12 protein-coding genes are annotated in these 16379 nt (G+C 71.5%); 7 read left to right on the top strand and 5 right to left on the bottom strand.

Going from position 1 to position 16379, the window contains the following annotated elements; genetic code table 11:
* Positions 1-82: 82 nt before the first annotated feature.
* A complete protein-coding gene (locus tag ACTMTI_RS34645) occupies positions 83-3727 on the top strand; it encodes a LamG-like jellyroll fold domain-containing protein (protein ID WP_441124883.1) in 3645 nt (1214 codons plus the stop codon).
* Between the two features lie 73 nt (positions 3728-3800).
* On the opposite strand, the gene ACTMTI_RS34640 is transcribed toward ACTMTI_RS34645, so the two are convergent.
* Both ACTMTI_RS34640 and ACTMTI_RS34635 read right to left on the bottom strand, forming a co-directional pair.
* Complete coding sequence (locus ACTMTI_RS34640; protein WP_441124991.1) at positions 3801-3947, bottom strand: transcriptional regulator; 147 nt, start codon at positions 3945-3947, stop codon at positions 3801-3803.
* 221 nt (positions 3948-4168) lie between these two features.
* Positions 4169-4540, bottom strand: coding sequence for a winged helix-turn-helix transcriptional regulator (locus tag ACTMTI_RS34635; RefSeq protein WP_441124882.1), 372 nt, complete (start codon positions 4538-4540; stop codon positions 4169-4171).
* A gap of 76 nt (positions 4541-4616) precedes the next feature.
* Between ACTMTI_RS34635 and ACTMTI_RS34630 the strand changes: the two genes are divergently transcribed.
* The 3 genes from ACTMTI_RS34630 (at position 4617) to ACTMTI_RS34620 (ending at position 8549) form a co-directional block, all read left to right on the top strand.
* Positions 4617-5453 (top strand): SDR family oxidoreductase, encoded by an 837-nt coding sequence (locus ACTMTI_RS34630; RefSeq protein WP_441124881.1) that lies wholly within the window; start codon positions 4617-4619, stop codon positions 5451-5453.
* Between the two features lie 277 nt (positions 5454-5730).
* Positions 5731-7344: a VanW family protein gene (locus tag ACTMTI_RS34625; protein WP_441124880.1), complete on the top strand. Its 1614-nt coding sequence runs from the start codon at positions 5731-5733 to the stop codon at positions 7342-7344.
* 83 nt (positions 7345-7427) lie between these two features.
* Complete coding sequence (locus ACTMTI_RS34620) at positions 7428-8549, top strand: acyltransferase family protein (protein WP_441124879.1); 1122 nt, start codon at positions 7428-7430, stop codon at positions 8547-8549.
* Between the two features lie 7 nt (positions 8550-8556).
* Here ACTMTI_RS34620 and ACTMTI_RS34615 read toward each other — a convergent pair whose 3' ends face one another.
* Positions 8557-9555 (bottom strand): DUF5937 family protein, encoded by a 999-nt coding sequence (locus tag ACTMTI_RS34615; protein ID WP_441124878.1) that lies wholly within the window; start codon positions 9553-9555, stop codon positions 8557-8559.
* Positions 9556-9625: 70 nt separating this feature from the next.
* Here ACTMTI_RS34615 and ACTMTI_RS34610 point away from each other — a divergent pair, with 70 nt between their 5' ends.
* On the top strand, positions 9626-10909 hold the full coding sequence (locus ACTMTI_RS34610; RefSeq protein WP_441124877.1) for an MFS transporter: 1284 nt from the start codon (positions 9626-9628) through the stop codon (positions 10907-10909).
* Here the strand turns inward: ACTMTI_RS34610 and ACTMTI_RS34605 are convergent.
* The gene (locus ACTMTI_RS34605; protein WP_441124876.1) at positions 10890-11249 is read right to left on the bottom strand and encodes an MmcQ/YjbR family DNA-binding protein; all 360 of its coding nucleotides are present in this window, start codon (positions 11247-11249) and stop codon (positions 10890-10892) included. The genes ACTMTI_RS34610 and ACTMTI_RS34605 overlap by 20 nt on opposite strands.
* 98 nt (positions 11250-11347) lie before the next feature.
* On the opposite strand from ACTMTI_RS34605, the gene ACTMTI_RS34600 reads away from it, so the two are divergent.
* Positions 11348-12094 carry a GntR family transcriptional regulator gene (locus tag ACTMTI_RS34600; protein ID WP_441124875.1) on the top strand — a complete coding sequence of 249 codons (747 nt, stop codon included), beginning with the start codon at positions 11348-11350 and terminating at the stop codon, positions 12092-12094.
* Positions 12095-12101: 7 nt separating this feature from the next.
* On the opposite strand, the gene hglS is transcribed toward ACTMTI_RS34600, so the two are convergent.
* The gene (gene hglS / locus ACTMTI_RS34595; protein ID WP_441124874.1) at positions 12102-13517 is read right to left on the bottom strand and encodes a 2-oxoadipate dioxygenase/decarboxylase; all 1416 of its coding nucleotides are present in this window, start codon (positions 13515-13517) and stop codon (positions 12102-12104) included.
* Positions 13518-13598: 81 nt separating this feature from the next.
* On the opposite strand from hglS, the gene ACTMTI_RS34590 reads away from it, so the two are divergent.
* Positions 13599-16376 (top strand): FAD-binding and (Fe-S)-binding domain-containing protein, encoded by a 2778-nt coding sequence (locus ACTMTI_RS34590; protein WP_441124873.1) that lies wholly within the window; start codon positions 13599-13601, stop codon positions 16374-16376.
* Positions 16377-16379 lie beyond the last annotated feature (3 nt).

The following is a 16379-nucleotide window of genomic DNA, read 5'->3' as shown; positions in this document are numbered from 1 at the left end:
GACTTGTTAGCGCTCACATTTCTGGTGAAGCGGGACCGGCACTCCCCCTCCAGCACCCCTGATCCTTTTGAGGGAAGTCGTGATGACATTGACGAGCATCACCAAGGCCTTGCGTGCCGGGCTCCTTCCGGCCGCGCTCACGATCACGTTGACGGCGGGCGTCCCGACGGCCGCCGCAGCAGCCGACCCGCCCGCTCCCGAGCTCGTCTACGAGTTCGACACCGACGACATCACCACCGGCTCCATCACCGACTCCTCCGGCAACGGCCTGAACGGGACGCTGGTCAACGGCTCCACGGCGGCACTGGTGGCCGGCGCGGGCGAGGGCCACGCCCTGAGCCTGCCCGGCGGCGCCCCGAACTCCGACGGCGCCTACGTACGGCTGCCCCTGGACGTGATCAAGGGCAAGACCGACCTGACGGTGTCGGCGCGGGTCAAGTGGGACGGCACCACCGCTCCCTGGCAGTGGATCTACGCGCTGGGCAAGGACACCTCCCGCTACCTGTTCACCACGCCGTACAACGGCGACGGCCGGCTGCGCACGGCGGTCACCAGCTCGTTCGCGGGAGGCGAGGCGCAGGTCACGGGGTCGGCCGCGCTGCCGGTCAACGCCTGGAAGACGCTGACGGTCACCCTGGACACGGCCGCCAAGCGCGTCACCACCTACCTCGACGGCGCCGCCGTGGCCTCCGCCGCCACGAACGTGACCGCCGCGCAGCTGATCGACGCCGCCACGACGTCCGCCGGGTTCATCGGCCGCTCGTTCTATCCGGACCCGCTGTTCGACGGCGCGATCGACGACTTCCGCGTCTACGGCGCCGCGCTGTCGGCCGAGCAGGTCGCCGCCCTCGCCGGCGGCCAGGTCCCCACCCCGACGGGCCTGGCCCAGGACACCTTCGCGGTGCGGACGTTCCTCGGCACCGCGCCGTCCCTGCCGGCCGCGGTCCGCGCCACCTTCTCCGACGGCTACGACCGCGACCTGCCCATCACCTGGCCGCAGGTGAACCCCGAGGACTACGCCAAGGCCGGGACCTTCACCGTGAAGGGCACGGCCGGCGGCCGGGCCGTCACCGCCGACGTCACGGTGATCCGCGAGGGCCAGCTCGTCATCGACCTCGCCAAGGAAACCGGCGCCTTCCACGGCGGCGCGTCCGGCACGCTCTACGGCCTGTATGGGCCCGGGGTCCCGACGAACAATCTGATCGAGGGCATGCGCCTGCGCACGGTCTCGACCAAGGCCCAGGACGGGCCGCAGCACCCAGGCGCGGACGCGCTCGAGGTGGTCAAGCCGCTCGCCGACAGCACCGACGGCGACGTGTACATCTACATGACGGACATCCACCGGGGCTTCCCGTACCAGTGGCCGGGCAGCACGCCGCAGGAGAAGCTCGACCTGTTCAAGCAGAAGATCGCCAAGCAGGTCGATCAGGTCCGCCAGCTTGACGCCAAATATCAGGACAACATCGTCTTCGTGCCGTTCAACGAGCCCGAGGGCAACATGTTCGGCACCGGCGAGTGGAGCTACAACCGCAAGAGCTGGCTCAACGACCCGACGGACTACTTCAAGGCGTGGGACGAGGTCTACGCGCTCATCAAGGGCAAGATGCCGGAGGCCCGGATCGCCGGCCCCAACACCAGCGTGCTGTACGCCCAGGTGAAGGGCTTCCTGCAGCACGTCGTCAAGGCGGACACCGTCCCCGAGGTGATGACCTGGCACGAGCTCAGCCACCCCGAGCAGGTGCGGCAGAGCGTCAAGCGCTACCGCGGATGGGAGGCCGAGGTCTTCGCCGGCACGAAGTACGCCGGGAAGAAGCTGCCGATCAACGTCAACGAGTACGCCTTCAACTACCACACCTCGGTGCCCGGCCAGATGATCCAGTGGGTGTCGGCCATCGAGGAGTCGAAGATCGACGCCGACATCGCGTACTGGAACATCGACGGCAACCTGTCCGACTCCGCCGTCCAGGCCAACCGCGCCAACGGCCAGTGGTGGCTGCTCAACGCCTACGGCAGCATGAGCGGGCAGACCGTGCAGGTCACGCCGCCGTTCCCGGGGCAGAACTACACCCTGCAGGGCGTCGCCACGCTCGACCCGGCCAGGAAGCAGGCTCGGGCGATCTTCGGCGGCGCGAGCAGCGCCGGCCACATCCGCTTCGAGAACGTCCCCGCCGGCGTCCTCGGCACGACCGTGCACGCCTGGATCCGCGAGATCCCGTGGACCGGGCAGATCGGCGACTCGGCGCAGCCCGAGATCATCGCCGAGCGCGACGTCAAGGTCGAGGACGGCACCGTGGCGTTCGACTTCGGCAGCGGCGACCTGCCGCGGCTCAAGGAGTCGTCCGCGTACGAGATCGTGCTCAGCCCCGAGGGCACGGGCACGGTGACGGCGACCGCGCCCAAGCTGTGGGAGCAGTCGTACGAGGCCGAGGACGCCAAGTACACCGGCAGCGGCTACAGCCGCAACGGCCCTGAGGGCTCGCCCTCGGACGTGTCGAAGTTCTACACCTCCGGCCGCTTCAACGTCGGCGGGCTGCGGACCGGCTCCGACGGGGTGCTCGACTTCACCGTCGAGGTCCCGCAGGACGGCCGCTACGACCTGAGCGTCTTCGCCAACTCGCTCAACACCTTCGACCGGGTGCGCGAGCAGGGGCCCACGAACGTCTTCGTCCGCGTGGACGGCGCCGCCGAGCAGGAGCTGTTCCTGCCCCTCGGCTACAAGTGGGTGGTGTGGGACCACGCCGACACCACCGTGGAGCTCAAGGCGGGCAAGCACGTGATCTCCCTGGCCGCGCGGAGCCTCGACGGCGCCAAGGCGACCAAGGGCGACGCGATCGTGGACCGGATCCGGCTGTCGCTGGCCGGCCCGGCGGCGGCGACCTCGATCTACGAGGCCGAGCTGGCCGACCTGAGCGGGGCCCGCGCAGCGTACGACGTCGAGGGCGCCGGCATCGGCGGCTCGGGTGTCGTGGCGGCCGACCGCGGGAAGTCGGTGACGTTCTGGGTCTACTCCGCCCGGGACGCCGCGGCCACCCTCGACCTCAAGCTGCTCGGCTCCGGCCAGGCGCGGATATCGGTCAACGGCGTCGAGGTGATGGAGGACGCCCGGCGCGACGGCTCCACCAGGACGGTTTCGCTGTCCGGCGGCATCAACAAGGTCACGGTCACCGGCACGTCCGGCACGGCGCTCATCGACCGGCTGGAGGTGCGCCCGGACGCCGACGCGCTGCCGGGCACCGCCTACGAGGCGGAGGCCGCCGAGCTCGCCGGGACCGCGAAGGCGTCGCAGCTCTCCCTGGCCGGCGGCAAGGCCGCGGTCACCGAGGTCGGCGGCGCGCCGGGGAACGCCAACACGCTCACCTTCAAGGTTCAGGCGGCCGGGCCGGGCACGTACGCCATGCGCGTCCGCTACTCCAACCCCGAGCAGTCGCCCGCAACCCACTACAACCCGGACCCGCTCGCCAGGCACGCCGACATCTCGGTGAACGGCGCCGCCCCGCAGCGCGTCCTTTTCCCGCACAGCTTCCACGCGAACAACTTCTGGGAGCTCACCGTCCCGGTGAAACTGAACAAGGGAGAGAACACGGTGAAGTTCTCCGCCGCGGAACTGCCGAACTTCGACGGCACGACCTACGCATCGCAGACCTTCCCCGGAGTGCTCCTCCGCTCGCAGTACGCCCCGGTGATCGACAAGATCACGGTCGCCCCGTTCAGCGGTAACCGCGGCTAACCAGCCGATTCCGCCCGTGCCTCGACCGCTTCGAGGCACGGGCTTCGGCTACGGCCGGAAAGCGGGGCCGCCCTCAAAGGTTCCGCGGCTCCGTCACCGTGACCTCGGCGATCTCTCTGAGCGCGCGCAGGTGCCGCTCGAAGGCGAGCCGGCCGGGCGCGGTGAGCGGCCGCTTGCCCACGAACGTCTTGCTGACCTTCACATATCCGGCGGCCTCCAGCGTGCCCTTTGCGCGGATGGATCACGACCCCCACTTCGAGGACCGCGCCGCCGACCCCGCAGAGCGTGTAGAGGGTGCGATGGTGCCTGGGCACCACCGGCCTGGTCGCGGAGTAGATGACGAGCAACATCAGCGGCGCGACGGCCACGCCGGTGACGGCGTAACTGGCGGGTGGCGGCAAAACCACGCCGAAGAAGCCGCCGAGTGGGGCCGGGCAGCCGTTAACGCCCCTGATAGCCCTCGCGGGCGGCCGCGACCTCGGGCATGCGGTCTTCCAGCCAGGCGATGAGGGGGATCAGGAACTCGGCGGCTTCGCGGCCGAGCGGGGTGAGGCTGTATTCGACCCGCGGCGGGATCGTGTGCTCGGCCATGCGCAGCACCATGCCGTCGCGTTCGAGGGCCTGGAGGGTTTGGGACAGCATCTTCTCGCTCACCCCGTCGACGCGGCGGCGCAGCGCGTTGAAGCGGTAGGGCCCCTCGTGCAGGGCGGTGAGCGCCAGGATCGCCCAGCGACCGGTGATGGTCTCCAGCACGGTGCGCGACGTGCACTTGCGCGAGAAGACGTCGGCCACCAGGTTCTCGAACTCCTCCATACGTGCTAGCTTACTCCCCATACGGCACTTTCGATTAGAAAGTACTAACAAACCACCAAGTACTGTGGGAGCAATCATGATCGTTGTGACCGGAGCCAGCGGACATCTCGGCCGGCTGGTGATCGAGGAGCTCAAGGAGCGGGTCCCCGCCGCGCAGATCGCCGCCGCCGCGCGCACCCCCGAAAAGGCCGCCGACCTCGGCGTCGAGGTCCGCGAAGCCGACTACGACCGGCCCGAGACGCTCAAGAGCGCCCTGCAGGGCGCCACCAAGGTGCTGCTCATCTCGGGCGTCGACGCCAACCGGGTGCAGCAGCACGCGTCGATCGTGGACGCGGCCAAGGAGGCCGGAGCCACGCTCCTCTACACCAGCGCGGCGAAGGCGGACACCACCGAGGCCGAACTCGCCGCCGACCACAAGGCGACCGAGGAGTACATCAAGGCGTCCGGCGTGACGTACACGATCCTGCGCAACAACTGGTACAACGAGAACTACGAGCAGTCGATCGCCATGGCTCCCCAGCTCGGCGCCGTCTACGGCGCCGCCGGCGACGGCCGGATCGCCGCGGCCTCCCGCGCGGACTACGCCGCCGGCGCGGCCGCCGTGCTGGCCGGCGAGGGCCACGACGGCAAGGTCTACGAGCTGGGCGGCGACACCGCCTGGACCCTCGCCGAGCTGGCCGCCGAGATCTCCGAGGTCACCGGCAAGGAGATCGGCTACCAGAACCTGCCGAAGGACGACTACGCGGGCGTCCTGGCCGGCGCCGGCCTTCCGGCTCCGTACGCGGCGGTCCTGGCCGACGTGGACGTCAACATCTCACGCGGCTGGCTCGCCGACACCCCTGGCACGCTGCGCGAGCTCATCGGCCGCCCGACCCAGACGATCGGCGAGTACGTCCGCTCCCTGCTCGGCTAGTCACGACGCTGGGCGTCGATGACGCCCGGCACGTCGATTTCGCAGCGCGCGGAAAAGAGCGTTACGCCTGTGACAGCCAGACGCCGGACGGTAAAGTCAAGCCTCGACGGAGGGCATGACCTGGACATCTGGCGCCTAGGAGGAAGTCATCGACCTGGCTGCGAGCGCCGCCGAGCCGGACCGTCCCGCTCGCCGGCCTGACCGTCGCCCTCCGCGCCGCGGCGCCACGAGCGTCCTGCGCTCCCGGCGCACGCTCATCCTGGCCGGTGTCGTCCTGGTGGCGCTGCTCGCCTACGCCGTGCCCGCGATCGCGCTCGCCGGGAAGGTTCCGCCGGGCACGCGGGTGGACGGCGTGGACATCGGCGGACTGCCGCCCGAGGCCGCTCGCTCCCGGCTCGAAAAGGAGCTGAGCAGGCGGTTGGCGCAGCCGCTGACGTTGATCGCAGCCGGCAAGCGGAAGCAGGTCACGCCCGCGGCCCTCGGGCTCGGCTTCGACGCGCGGGCGACGGTCGAGGCCGCGATGGCCGGCGCCACCACCCCGACGGGCATCGCCCGCTCGCTGTTCGGCAGCCGGCAGATCCCGCCCAAGGTCACCATGAACGAGCAGCGGCTCACCGCCGGACTCGCCGGCCTGGCCAAGAGCGTGCGCACCAAGCCTGTGGAGGGCGGCATCCGTTACCAGGGCCTGGAGCCGAAGGCCGTGCTTCCGAAGCCCGGCCGCACCCTCGACACCGGCGGCGCGGCACAAGCCGTGCGGGCCGCCTTCGAGGCCGGGCGCACCTCCGTCGAGCTGGGCGTTCAGGTGACCTCTCCCGCGCTTACCGCCGCGGCCGTCCGGAAGGTCGCCACGACCACCGCGCGCACGGCGGTCGCCGCTCCTCTCACGCTCGTCAGCGGCGGCAAGCAGGCCACGGTGTCCCAGGAGCGGCTGGCCGCCGGCCTGCGCTTCGTCTCCGACGGTAAGGGCGGTCTGCGTGCGTCCTACAACGCCTCCGGGATCGCTCCGGAGGTGGCCAAGACGCTGGTGTCGACCGCGCCGAAGGACGCGTCCTTCAAGATCGTCAACGGCAAGCCGCAGGTCATCCCCTCCCGGACAGGCCGTGGCGTCGACGTCAAGGCGCTCGGTCCGGCGATCTCCGAGGCGGTGGCGGCGGGCCGCCGCCGCGTCGAACTGCCCGCCACGGAGCGGCAGCCCCGCGTGACCACGGCCGAGGCGAAGAAGCTGGGCGTCAAGGAGAAGGTCAGCTCCTACACCACCAGGCACCCGTGCTGCGCCCCGCGCGTCACCAACATCCACCGCATCGCCGACATCGTCGATGGCTACGTCGTGCAGCCCGGGGAGACGTTCTCGCTCAACGGCGTGGTCGGAAAGCGGGACAAGGCGCGCGGCTTCGTCGAGGCGCCGATGATCCTCAACAACCGCTTCGTCAACGACGTCGGCGGCGGCGTCTCCCAGTTCGCCACCACCATGTTCAACGCCGTCTTCTTCGGCGGTTTCCAGGACGTCCAGCACAGGGCTCACCAGTACTACATCACCCGCTACCCCGCCGGGCGCGAGTCCACCGTCTCCTACCCCCAGCCGGACTTCCGCTGGCGCAACGACTCGCGCTACGGGGTGCTCATCAAGGCGTCGTACACCAGCACCTCCATCACCGTGGACTTCTGGAGCACCGAACGCTACGACGTCGAATCGCAGAGCTCGGCGCGCTACAACGTCAAGCCGATCACCAACCTCACGGACTCGGACCCTGAGTGCATCCCCATGGAAGGCGCGGAAGGCTTCACCATCGACGTGTGGCGCATCTTCAAGCAGAACGGCAAGGTCGTGCGCAAGCAGCGCTTCCACACCGTCTACGACCCTGAGCCGCGCCTCACCTGCGAGAAGCCCTGAAGGACCCGCATAGCGCGGGTACGGAGCGATAGCCGCGGTTCCTCACGGTCACGCAAAGTCCCTTATGGCCTAGAATCCGACAGATGTTCGCGGCCCCCGCCCGGCTGGCCTGGCTGGACGCCCTGCGGGGACCGGCAGCGCTGGCCGTCACCATGCACCACGCCGGCTGGACCTTCATCCCGGTGATCTGGGCGGAAGTGGACCGCCGGGTCGATCTCGGCACGTTAGGCGTGTTCGTGTTCTTCCTGGTCAGCGGGTACATCATCCCCGCCTCCCTGGAACGGCGCGGCGACCTGCGCGCCTTCTGGACCGGCCGGGCCTTCCGCCTGCTCCCGCTGCTGCTCGCCGCCTGCTGCCTGGCGCTCTTCCTCGCCTACGCAGGCGTGCTCCCCCTCGAACCGAGGCTCAGCGAGCGCCCTCTGCCCCTGGTCGTGCTCGGCAACCTGACGATGCTGCAGGAACTGCTCAATCTGCCCGCCGTCATCAGCGTGACGTGGACGCTCTCGTACGAGATGGCGTTCTACCTGATGAGCGTCGCGCTGTTCACGCTACGGCAGGCACACAGATCGGCAGGGATCGCCACCGTCCTGGCGTTACTGGCCGTGCCCCTGGGCCTGCTGCTGCCACGGACGGCCATCAACGGCCGCGCCGACCTGACCGCCGCGGCGCTCGGCCTGGCGGTGGTCGCGGCCATCGCGGTCACCGTGCTCGGGCACGGCAGGACGCGTACGGCGGCCGCGGCCGCGGGCGGTCTCCTCGGCCTGGCGCTGGTGGTCCTGGGCAGCCGGGGCGGCACCTGGCAGGGTGTGATCATCCTGGCGACGATGTTCGCGGGAACGGCGGTGTACCGCGCCGAACAGGGAGCGATCTCCTGGCGTACCGCCGCGGTGGCGGTGACGGCGGTGCTGGGGTGCGGGATCCCCGCCAAGGACGACCCTGCCTGGGCGCCGGCGATCGTGCTGGCGTTCGGCGTCTTCGCGCTGGGATTCGCGCTGCGCGGGCGGGCGTTCCCGCGCTGGCTGCCGTACCTCGGCATGATCAGCTTTTCCCTCTACCTCCTGCACCCGATCTTGCTGTACGTGATCCCGGGCTTGCCGCTGTACTTCCTCACCCTGATTCCGCTCAGCCTCTTGACCTACCACCTGATCGAGGCCCCGGCCCAGCGCCTCGGCAAACGCCTGATCCTCGGTGCCGCGAGGTCGTGACCCCGGCTCAGGCCTCGTCTGCCAGCGCCTCGCCCAGCGGCGTCCGTTCGTAGAACACCCGGTGTCCCTGGCGGCGCGACTTCAGCAGCCCCGCGTCGCGCAGCACGGACAGGTGTGCCGAGACGGACGACGGCGCGAGACCGTACCGGTGTGCGAGGACCGTCGTGGTCGCCGGTTCGCAGAGCCCGCGTAAGATCGCCGCGCGGTTCGCGCCAAGCAGCCGTACGAGGGCGTCCTGTGCCGCGGCGGCGGCCTCGTCGGGCCACAGTCCGCCCATGCCACGCGCTGGATAGATCACCGTGGGCTGCCAGGGCGGGGCGAAGCCGCTCACCACGTCGGGCCAGACGAAGATGCTCGGCATCAGCAGCACGCCGCGGCCGCCGAGGTCGCGCGCGTTGAGGACCGCGGGAGGAGTGTTCAGCGTCAGTGTGCCCGCGGTCCATCTCACCCCGGAATGCAGGTCGGCGAAGAGGCCCTCCAAGCCGCCTTCGACCAGTGTCCGTGACCGGTAGGCGACGTCGGCCTCCAGCAGGGCGCACAGCCGTGGCCAGTCCTCGGCGATGAGGACGTTCCAGACCTGTTCGGTGAGGTCGGCGAGCCGCTGGACGGCCCACGCGGGGTCATCGAGCATTCTGCGGCCCAGCGGGGACTGCGCGGCTCCCGGCGTGCAGGTCAGGGAACTGACCATTTCGTGGCGTGCCAGGGCCGGGTCGGTGGCCCGCAATCGCGCCAGTTCCGTCTCGAAGGAGGACGGCGAGGCGAAGGGGGCGTCCGGCGGCGGCCCGAGGAAATCCGGGATGTAGCCGCCGGGCGGCATGAACAACCACAGCTCGGACAGATCAAGCCCGGCCACGGCCGCCCGCATCCGTCGCAGCCATGGCCGGTGGTAACCGTGCCGTCCCGTGCGTCGCAGCGTGCGTACGGCCTCATGGGTCTCACACAGCGGCGAGATCGCGAACCGGCAGCGCAACAGATCGTCGCTGCCGAACCTCAGCTGCACCGGCATGGTCCCCCCAATGATTCGGCTGCAACCGAAAGATTAGAAGGCGGCGGGGCCTCCCCTGCAGGCTGCCTCCATGTCATCCCTGGACACGGTGCCGGCCGGTGGGCGCGGCACCGGATACCTGGCCGTCTTCGCGGTGCGCGAGTTCCGCGCCGTCTTCGCCGCGCACGCGCTGTCGACTCTCGGAGTCGTCGTCTCCGAGGTCGCCCTGTCCGTCCTGGTCTACCGGCTGACCGGCTCGCCACTGCTCAGCGCGCTGACCTTCGCCTTCGGCCTGCTCCCCTACGTTCTCGGCGGCACCCTGCTGTCCTCCGTGGCCGACCGTTTCCCGGCCCGCCGGGTGCTGGTCGTGTGCGACCTGCTGTGCGCGGCCTGCGCGGCCCTGATGGTGCTGCCGGGCATGCCCGTCGCCGTGCTGCTCGCCCTGCGTTGTGTGAGCGCCGCCGTCGCGCCCGTCTTCCAGGGCACGCGCGCCTCGACGCTCAGCGACATTCTCGGCGAGGGCGGTCTGTTCGTCCTGGGCCGCTCGGTCATCCGGATCGTCGGTCAGAGCGGGCAGCTCGCGGGTTTCGGCGTGGGCGGGCTGCTGCTGACCGTCGTGTCGCCGCATGCCGTGCTCATGTCGGCGGTGGCGACCTTTCTCGCCTCCGCGCTGCTGCTTCGCTTCGGGACCCGCCGCCGGCCGGCGCGGGCCGCGACGGACGGTGGCGCGCTGGTCAGCGACTCGCTCTCGGGAATGCGGCGGCTCCTGGCCGACCGGCGGATCCGGTCGCTGCTCCTGCTGTGCTGGGTGCCGCCGATGTTCGTGGTCGTGTCCGAGGCGCTCCTGACCTCGTACGCCGGCGCCCTGGCTCTCGCCCCGGCGGCGCTCGGGCTGCTCATGTGCGGGATGCCGATCGGCGCGATCCTCAGCGAAACCCTGGTGGGCTCGCTGCTCGGCCCGCGCGGCCGGGCACGGTTGACGATGCCGGTCGCCGTCCTGGCCATGCTGCCGGCTGTCGGCTACGCCTTCGAACCTTCGCTCGGCTGGGCACTGGTCTGCCAGATCCTGACGGGCTGCGGCATTGCGTACACCCTTGGCCTGGACCAGTGGTTCGTCGCCGCCGTACCGGAAGAGCTGCGCGGCCGGGCGATGACGCTGATGACCGCCGGCCTGATGACGGCCCAGGGACTGGGCATGACGCTCGCCGGCGCGGTCGCCGAATTCGTCCCCGTGCACCAGGTCATCGCGGGGGGCGGGGTGCTGGGCGTGGTGTGCGTGTCAGCGGTGCTGTGGTCGGTACGCGCCTCGCGCGGGTCGTCCGGGGACGGGCGGGGCCGACGTCAACCGCGGGCTGTCACGGCTCTCGATCCATGAGCGCGACCAGCCGCTTGGGCGCGATCAGCCGGTAGCTGTCCCTGATCAGCTCGTCGATCTCGTCCCAGTCCTGCTCGACGTGGAGGCGGGCGCCGACCCAGCCCTTGCCGCCCACGTACGCGGGCACGAAGAAGCGCTCCGGATCGGACGCCACCAGGGCCTCCTGCACGCCCGGCCCGGCCTTGAACATCATCGTCCGACCGTCTTCGCCGGTCATCAGGAACAGTTTGTCCCGGATCCGGAACGAGGGCGCGGTATGGCCGCCGAACGGCTTCTCGACCGTCTCGGGCAGGGAAAGGCAGATCTCCCGCAGCCGCGCCGCCACCTCGTCGTCGATCATGTACGCCTCCCGCCACCACCCTATGATCTCCCGGCGCCGCCCGCACGGTTGCCCGCCTGCGATGATCACGGCTCGTTCCGTGCGGGTAACATGCCACCATGCCGCCCACCCGCGAACACACCGAGCTGAAGCTGCAGCCGTTGCCGCAGGCGGGGCGGTCGCTGGCCGAGCAGGTGATCTCCGAGGTGCGCCGAGCGGTGCACACGGGCGCGATGGTCCCCGGCCGGCTCTACTCCGTCTACCAGGTCGCCGAGCAGCTCAACGTCTCCAGGAGCCCGGTGCGCGAGGCGATGCTGCGGCTGGCGGAGGCGGGGCTGGTGCAGGTCGAGCGCAATCGGGGGTTCCGGATCGTGCTGCCGCATCCCCGGGAGATCGTCGAGATCTTCGGGGTACGGCTGGCGCTGGAGCTGCCCGCGGTCCGGCGGGCTGCCAAGGGCGATGCCGCCGGCCTCGGCGAGACCCTGCGGGCGACGATGGAGGAGATGGCGGCGGCGGTCGGCGCCGCGGACGAGATGCTGTTCTTCCACCTGGACCAGGCGCTGCACGACCACATCCTGGTCGCGGCGGGCAACGGCAGGGCCCGCGCGGTCGTCGGCGGTTTGCGGGACACCATGCGCATCCTCGGCACCTCCACCGACGACCGGTCCCGCACGCTGCGGCAGGTGCACGAGGAGCACGAGCCCATCGTGGCGGCCGTCGCGGCGGCGGACACCGAGGGCGCGGTGCGCGCGATGCGGACCCACCTGACCAACACCGGTCTGATCCTGACCGGACAGGCGGCCAGAGCTCAGGGAGAGCCGGTCGACGTGGACGCGTTGTGGGCGGCCATCGTCGACGAGCAGTGATCCGAGGTCAGCGGGAGGCGGCGGCCGCGGGCAGGATGATCTCCCGGTCCAGGGCGAGCTCCGCGCGCACGCGCGCCAGCGAGGCCGCCCGGGCCGACGCGTACAGCTCGTAGGGGTCGTGCAGCGGCCGCCCGAGCACCGCGGCCAGCGCCTCGGCGCCGAAGTCCGCACCGGCCCTGGTCACGTCCTTGGCGCCGTCGGAGGTCAGGTTGGACTGGAAGATCCCGGCGGCCGAGCGCGGCAGGAAGTCCTCGTACACGATGGGGCGGGCGCTCACCCAGCCCTCGGACAGGAGGGTGGCGAGGTCGGCCGGGGGTGCGCCTCCGGGGCGGGCGTCGAGAACGTGGAAGGTGAAATAGGCGAGGTCGCCCGTGACCAGCTCGGCCTCGGCGTGGGGCACCCGGCCCTCCCAGAGCTTCGCCGCGACGGCGTTGCGCTCGCCGGCGGTGACGCGCTGCCCGGCAAGCGCCTCGTCCAGCTCCGCCGACAGGTCGTCGTAGAGCGCGCGTCCGGCGGGCGTCACCGCGATCCCGCGCGCCTCCACCTCTCCGAACCGCACCCGCAGGTCGTCCCGTACGACGCTGCCGTCGTCCTCCTGGAACAGCCGCGGCTCGGCCAGCGCGCGGAAGGAGGTCTGCCGCAGCAGCAGATCGGGGCCGTCCCAGCGGGGTGGCCCCTGGATGGCGTCGATCATGGTGATGCCGCGCTCGCTCATGCGGGCGTAGAGGGCGTCGATGTCGAGCACGCGCGGGGTCAGGTGGTTGACATGGGTGCCGGCCACGCCGCCGATGTCGGCGGCCACCGCGGAGACCCGCTCCAGCTCGGCGTACCAGCGGCGCGAGACGGGCTTCCTGGACAGCTCGAACGCCCGCGTCGCGAGGGTGAGGAACTCCTCGGCCGCCGCGTCGTCCAGGCCGCCCTCGGCCTCGGCGCGGTCGGCCAGGTCGAGCAGCCGCGGCGGGAACAGCCTGCGGGCCCCGAGGAACTCCCCGAGCCGCCGTTCCAGATCCTCGTCGAAGAAGCGGCGGTCGCCCGTGACCAGCATGGAGGTGAACACGCGGAAGGGGTTGGCGGCCAGCTCGGCCTCGTCCACCGGACGGAACGCCGTGGAGACGACCGGCACGGAACTGCTGGCCGCCTCGCGCAGGTCGTAGTAGCCGACGGGGTACATGCCCATCGCGCCGAAGATCCGTGCGACCTGCGCCATCTCGGCCGGGGTGCCCACGCGGATCGCGCCGTGCCGCTCGGCGGTGACGCGGCCGATGGAGCCGAGCCGCTCGGCGCCGGCTCCCATCCGCTCCATCACCTCGCCGTTCACTTCCTGCGCGACATCGACGAGCGTGTTGTACGCCGGGACCTCCGTGCCGTACATCGTGGACAGGCGCCGGGCGAAGGCCGCCCGGAGTGCGGTCGAGTCGACCATCGTGCCCTTCTCTCCTTGCCGCTGGACGGGTGAGTGGCATGTTACAACCCGGCAGTGAGTCTCGCATGTAACATGCTACGCATGGACCGGGCCGCTGCTCTCGCGAACGATCTCCGCCGGCGCGGAGTCACCGACGTCCTCACCGACTCCACCTCGCGATCGATCCATTCCTCCGACGCCTCGCTCTACCGGGTGCTGCCCTTGCTGGTCGCCCGGCCGAGATCCGCCGAGGACGTGGCCGCCGCGATCGAGCTGTGCGCGCGCCACGAGATCCCCTTGACCGCGCGCGGTGCCGGCACGTCCGTCGCCGGGAACGCGATCGGTCCCGGGCTCGTGCTGGACTTCAGCCGTCATATGGGCCGGGTGCTGGACGTCGACGCCGAGACCCGTACGGCGGTGGTCCAGCCCGGCGTCGTCCAGGCGGCCCTGCAGCGGGCGGCGGCCCCGTACGGGCTCAGGTTCGGCCCCGATCCCTCCACCCACACGCGGTGCACGATCGGCGGCATGATCGGGAACAACGCGTGCGGTTCCAGGACGCTCGGCTACGGCCGCACCTCCGACAACGTCGCCGGGCTCAAGGCGGTGGCCGGCGACGGCACCGCGCTGGACCTTCCCGCGCAGACCGCCCCCGCCGCGCTGCGTGATCTCGTGATGGCGAATCTGGCCACGATCAGGACCGAGTTCGGCCGGTTCGGGCGGCAGATGTCGGGATACGCGCTGGAGCACCTGCTGCCGGAGCGGGGCTTCGACGTCGCGCGCCTGCTGGTGGGCAGCGAGGGCACCCTCGCCGTGCTGACCGAGGCGACGGTGAAGCTGGTGACCGACCCGGCGCACCGGGTCCTCGTGGTTCTCGGTTACGGCGACATCGCGGCCGCCGGGGACGCCGCGCCCGCCGTGCTGGAGCACCGGCCCACCGCCTGCGAGGGCATCGACGCGCGCATCGTCGACGTGGTGCGGCGCGGGCGCGGCCCGCACGTGGTGCCGGAGCTGCCGCGCGGTGCCGCCTGGCTGTTCGCTGAGGTCGCCGGCGACGATGAGGCGGAAGTGCTGGACCGGGCCGCCCGGGTGGCCGCCGGCGGCGAGGCCGCGCTCGTCGTCACCGATCCGGCGCGGGCCGCGGCGCTCTGGCGCATCAGGGAGGACGGCGCGGGACTGTCCGGCCGCAGCCCCGCGGGGCTGCCCGCGCACGCCGGCTGGGAGGACGCCGCCGTGCCGCCCGCGATGCTGGGGCGCTACCTGCGCGACTTCGAGTCGCTGATGGCCGAGCACGGTCTGACCGGCCTGCCGTACGGGCACTTCGGCGACGGCTGCCTGCACATCCGGCTCGACGTGCCACTGGACCGGCCGGGCGGGCGGAAGGTGCTGCGGGACTTCCTGGTGGCCGCGGCCACGCTGGTCGCCGGCTACGGCGGTTCGCTGTCCGGCGAGCACGGCGACGGCCGGGCCAGGAGCGAGCTGCTGCCGCTCATGTACTCGCAAGCGGCGCTGGAGCTGTTCGCCCAGGTCAAGGCGATCTTCGACCCGGGCGACGTGCTCAACCCCGGCGTGCTCGTACGGCCCTCCCCCGTCGACGCCGGCCTGCGGATTCCGGCCGCCGAGCCGGTACGCGGAGGGCTCGCCCTGGCCTACCGCCACGACGGCGGCGACTTCAGCCAGGCGGTGCACCGCTGCACCGGCGTGGGCAAGTGCCGCGCCGACAACACCGCGACCGGCGGCGTGATGTGCCCGTCCTACCTGGCCACCAAGGAGGAGAAGGACTCCACCCGCGGCCGCGCCCGGGTGCTGCAGGAGATGGTCAACGGCTCCGCCGTCGCCGGCGGCTGGCGCTCGCCCGAGGTCCACGAGGCCCTCGACCTGTGCCTGTCCTGCAAAGGCTGCGCCTCGGACTGCCCGACCGGGATCGACATGGCCGCGTACAAGTCCGAGGTGCTCCACCAGAGCTACCGAGGGCGGCTCCGCCCGCTCACGCACTACACCCTGGGGCGGCTGCCGCTCTGGTCGAGGGCGGCGGGCCGGATGCCGCGCGCGGTGAACGCGCTGCTGCGGGTGCCGGGGCTGCCGGCGCTCGCGGGAGTGGACCGGCGGCGCGAGCTCCCCGCGTTCGCGCCGCGGACGTTCCGGGCCTGGTTCCGGCAGACCCGGCGCCCGACAGAGGGCAGGCCGGTGATGGTGTTCGTCGACACCTTCACCGACCACTTCGCGCCGGAGGTCGGCCGCGCCACCGTGGCGGTGCTGGAGGCCGCGGGCTACCGGCCCCGGATCAGCGAGCGCCGCCAGTGCTGCGCCCTCACCTGGATCTCCACCGGCCAGCTCGACGCGGCCAGGAGGATCCTCCGCCGTACGGTCGCCGGCCTGGCCGAGGCCGCCGCGGAGGGCGTGCCCATCGTGGGCATGGAGCCGTCGTGCACGGCGGTCCTGCGCTCGGACGCGCTGGAACTGCTCGGCGAGGCGGTGGCCGGGCCGGTGGCACGGATGACCCGTACGCTGGCCGAGCTGTTGTCCGGCACCCCGGGCTGGCGGCCGCCCGAGCTGGGCGGGGCGCCGGTGGTGGCCCAGCCGCACTGTCACCACCACGCCGTCATGGGCTGGGACCAGGACGCCGGGCTGCTGCGCGAGGCCGGCGCGGACGTGCGGCGGCTCGGCGGCTGTTGCGGGCTGGCCGGCAACTTCGGCGTGGAGAAGGGACACTACGAGGTGTCCGTGGCGGTGGCCGAGCAGCAGTTGCTGCCCGCGCTCCGGCAGGCCGGGCCGGAGACGGCGGTTCTGGCCGACGGCTTCTCCTGCCGCACGCAGATCGCCGGCCTGTCGTCCCGCCAGGGCATCCATCTGGCGCAGTTGCTCGCCGACCGCCTGCCATAGGGT

Source organism: Nonomuraea sp. H19 (assembly GCF_052068215.1).
Classification (GTDB): Bacteria; Actinomycetota; Actinomycetes; order Streptosporangiales; family Streptosporangiaceae; genus Nonomuraea.
The sequence above is the reverse complement of the archived record's forward strand: the minus strand, read 5'-3'. Positions and strand labels throughout refer to the sequence as shown.

What these genes read in the sequence shown, in the direction of transcription:
- ACTMTI_RS34645 (WP_441124883.1), top strand. Translation starts at nt 83, where the DNA reads ATGACATTGACGAGCATCACCAAGGCCTTGCGTGCCGGGCTCCTTCCG.
- ACTMTI_RS34635 (WP_441124882.1), bottom strand. Translation starts at nt 4,540, where the DNA reads ATGGAGGAGTTCGAGAACCTGGTGGCCGACGTCTTCTCGCGCAAGTGC.
- ACTMTI_RS34630 (WP_441124881.1), top strand. Translation starts at nt 4,617, where the DNA reads ATGATCGTTGTGACCGGAGCCAGCGGACATCTCGGCCGGCTGGTGATC.
- ACTMTI_RS34620 (WP_441124879.1), top strand. Translation starts at nt 7,428, where the DNA reads ATGTTCGCGGCCCCCGCCCGGCTGGCCTGGCTGGACGCCCTGCGGGGA.
- ACTMTI_RS34615 (WP_441124878.1), bottom strand. Translation starts at nt 9,555, where the DNA reads ATGCCGGTGCAGCTGAGGTTCGGCAGCGACGATCTGTTGCGCTGCCGG.
- ACTMTI_RS34610 (WP_441124877.1), top strand. Translation starts at nt 9,626, where the DNA reads ATGTCATCCCTGGACACGGTGCCGGCCGGTGGGCGCGGCACCGGATAC.
- ACTMTI_RS34605 (WP_441124876.1), bottom strand. Translation starts at nt 11,249, where the DNA reads ATGATCGACGACGAGGTGGCGGCGCGGCTGCGGGAGATCTGCCTTTCC.
- ACTMTI_RS34600 (WP_441124875.1), top strand. Translation starts at nt 11,348, where the DNA reads ATGCCGCCCACCCGCGAACACACCGAGCTGAAGCTGCAGCCGTTGCCG.
- hglS (WP_441124874.1), bottom strand. Translation starts at nt 13,517, where the DNA reads ATGGTCGACTCGACCGCACTCCGGGCGGCCTTCGCCCGGCGCCTGTCC.
- ACTMTI_RS34590 (WP_441124873.1), top strand. Translation starts at nt 13,599, where the DNA reads ATGGACCGGGCCGCTGCTCTCGCGAACGATCTCCGCCGGCGCGGAGTC.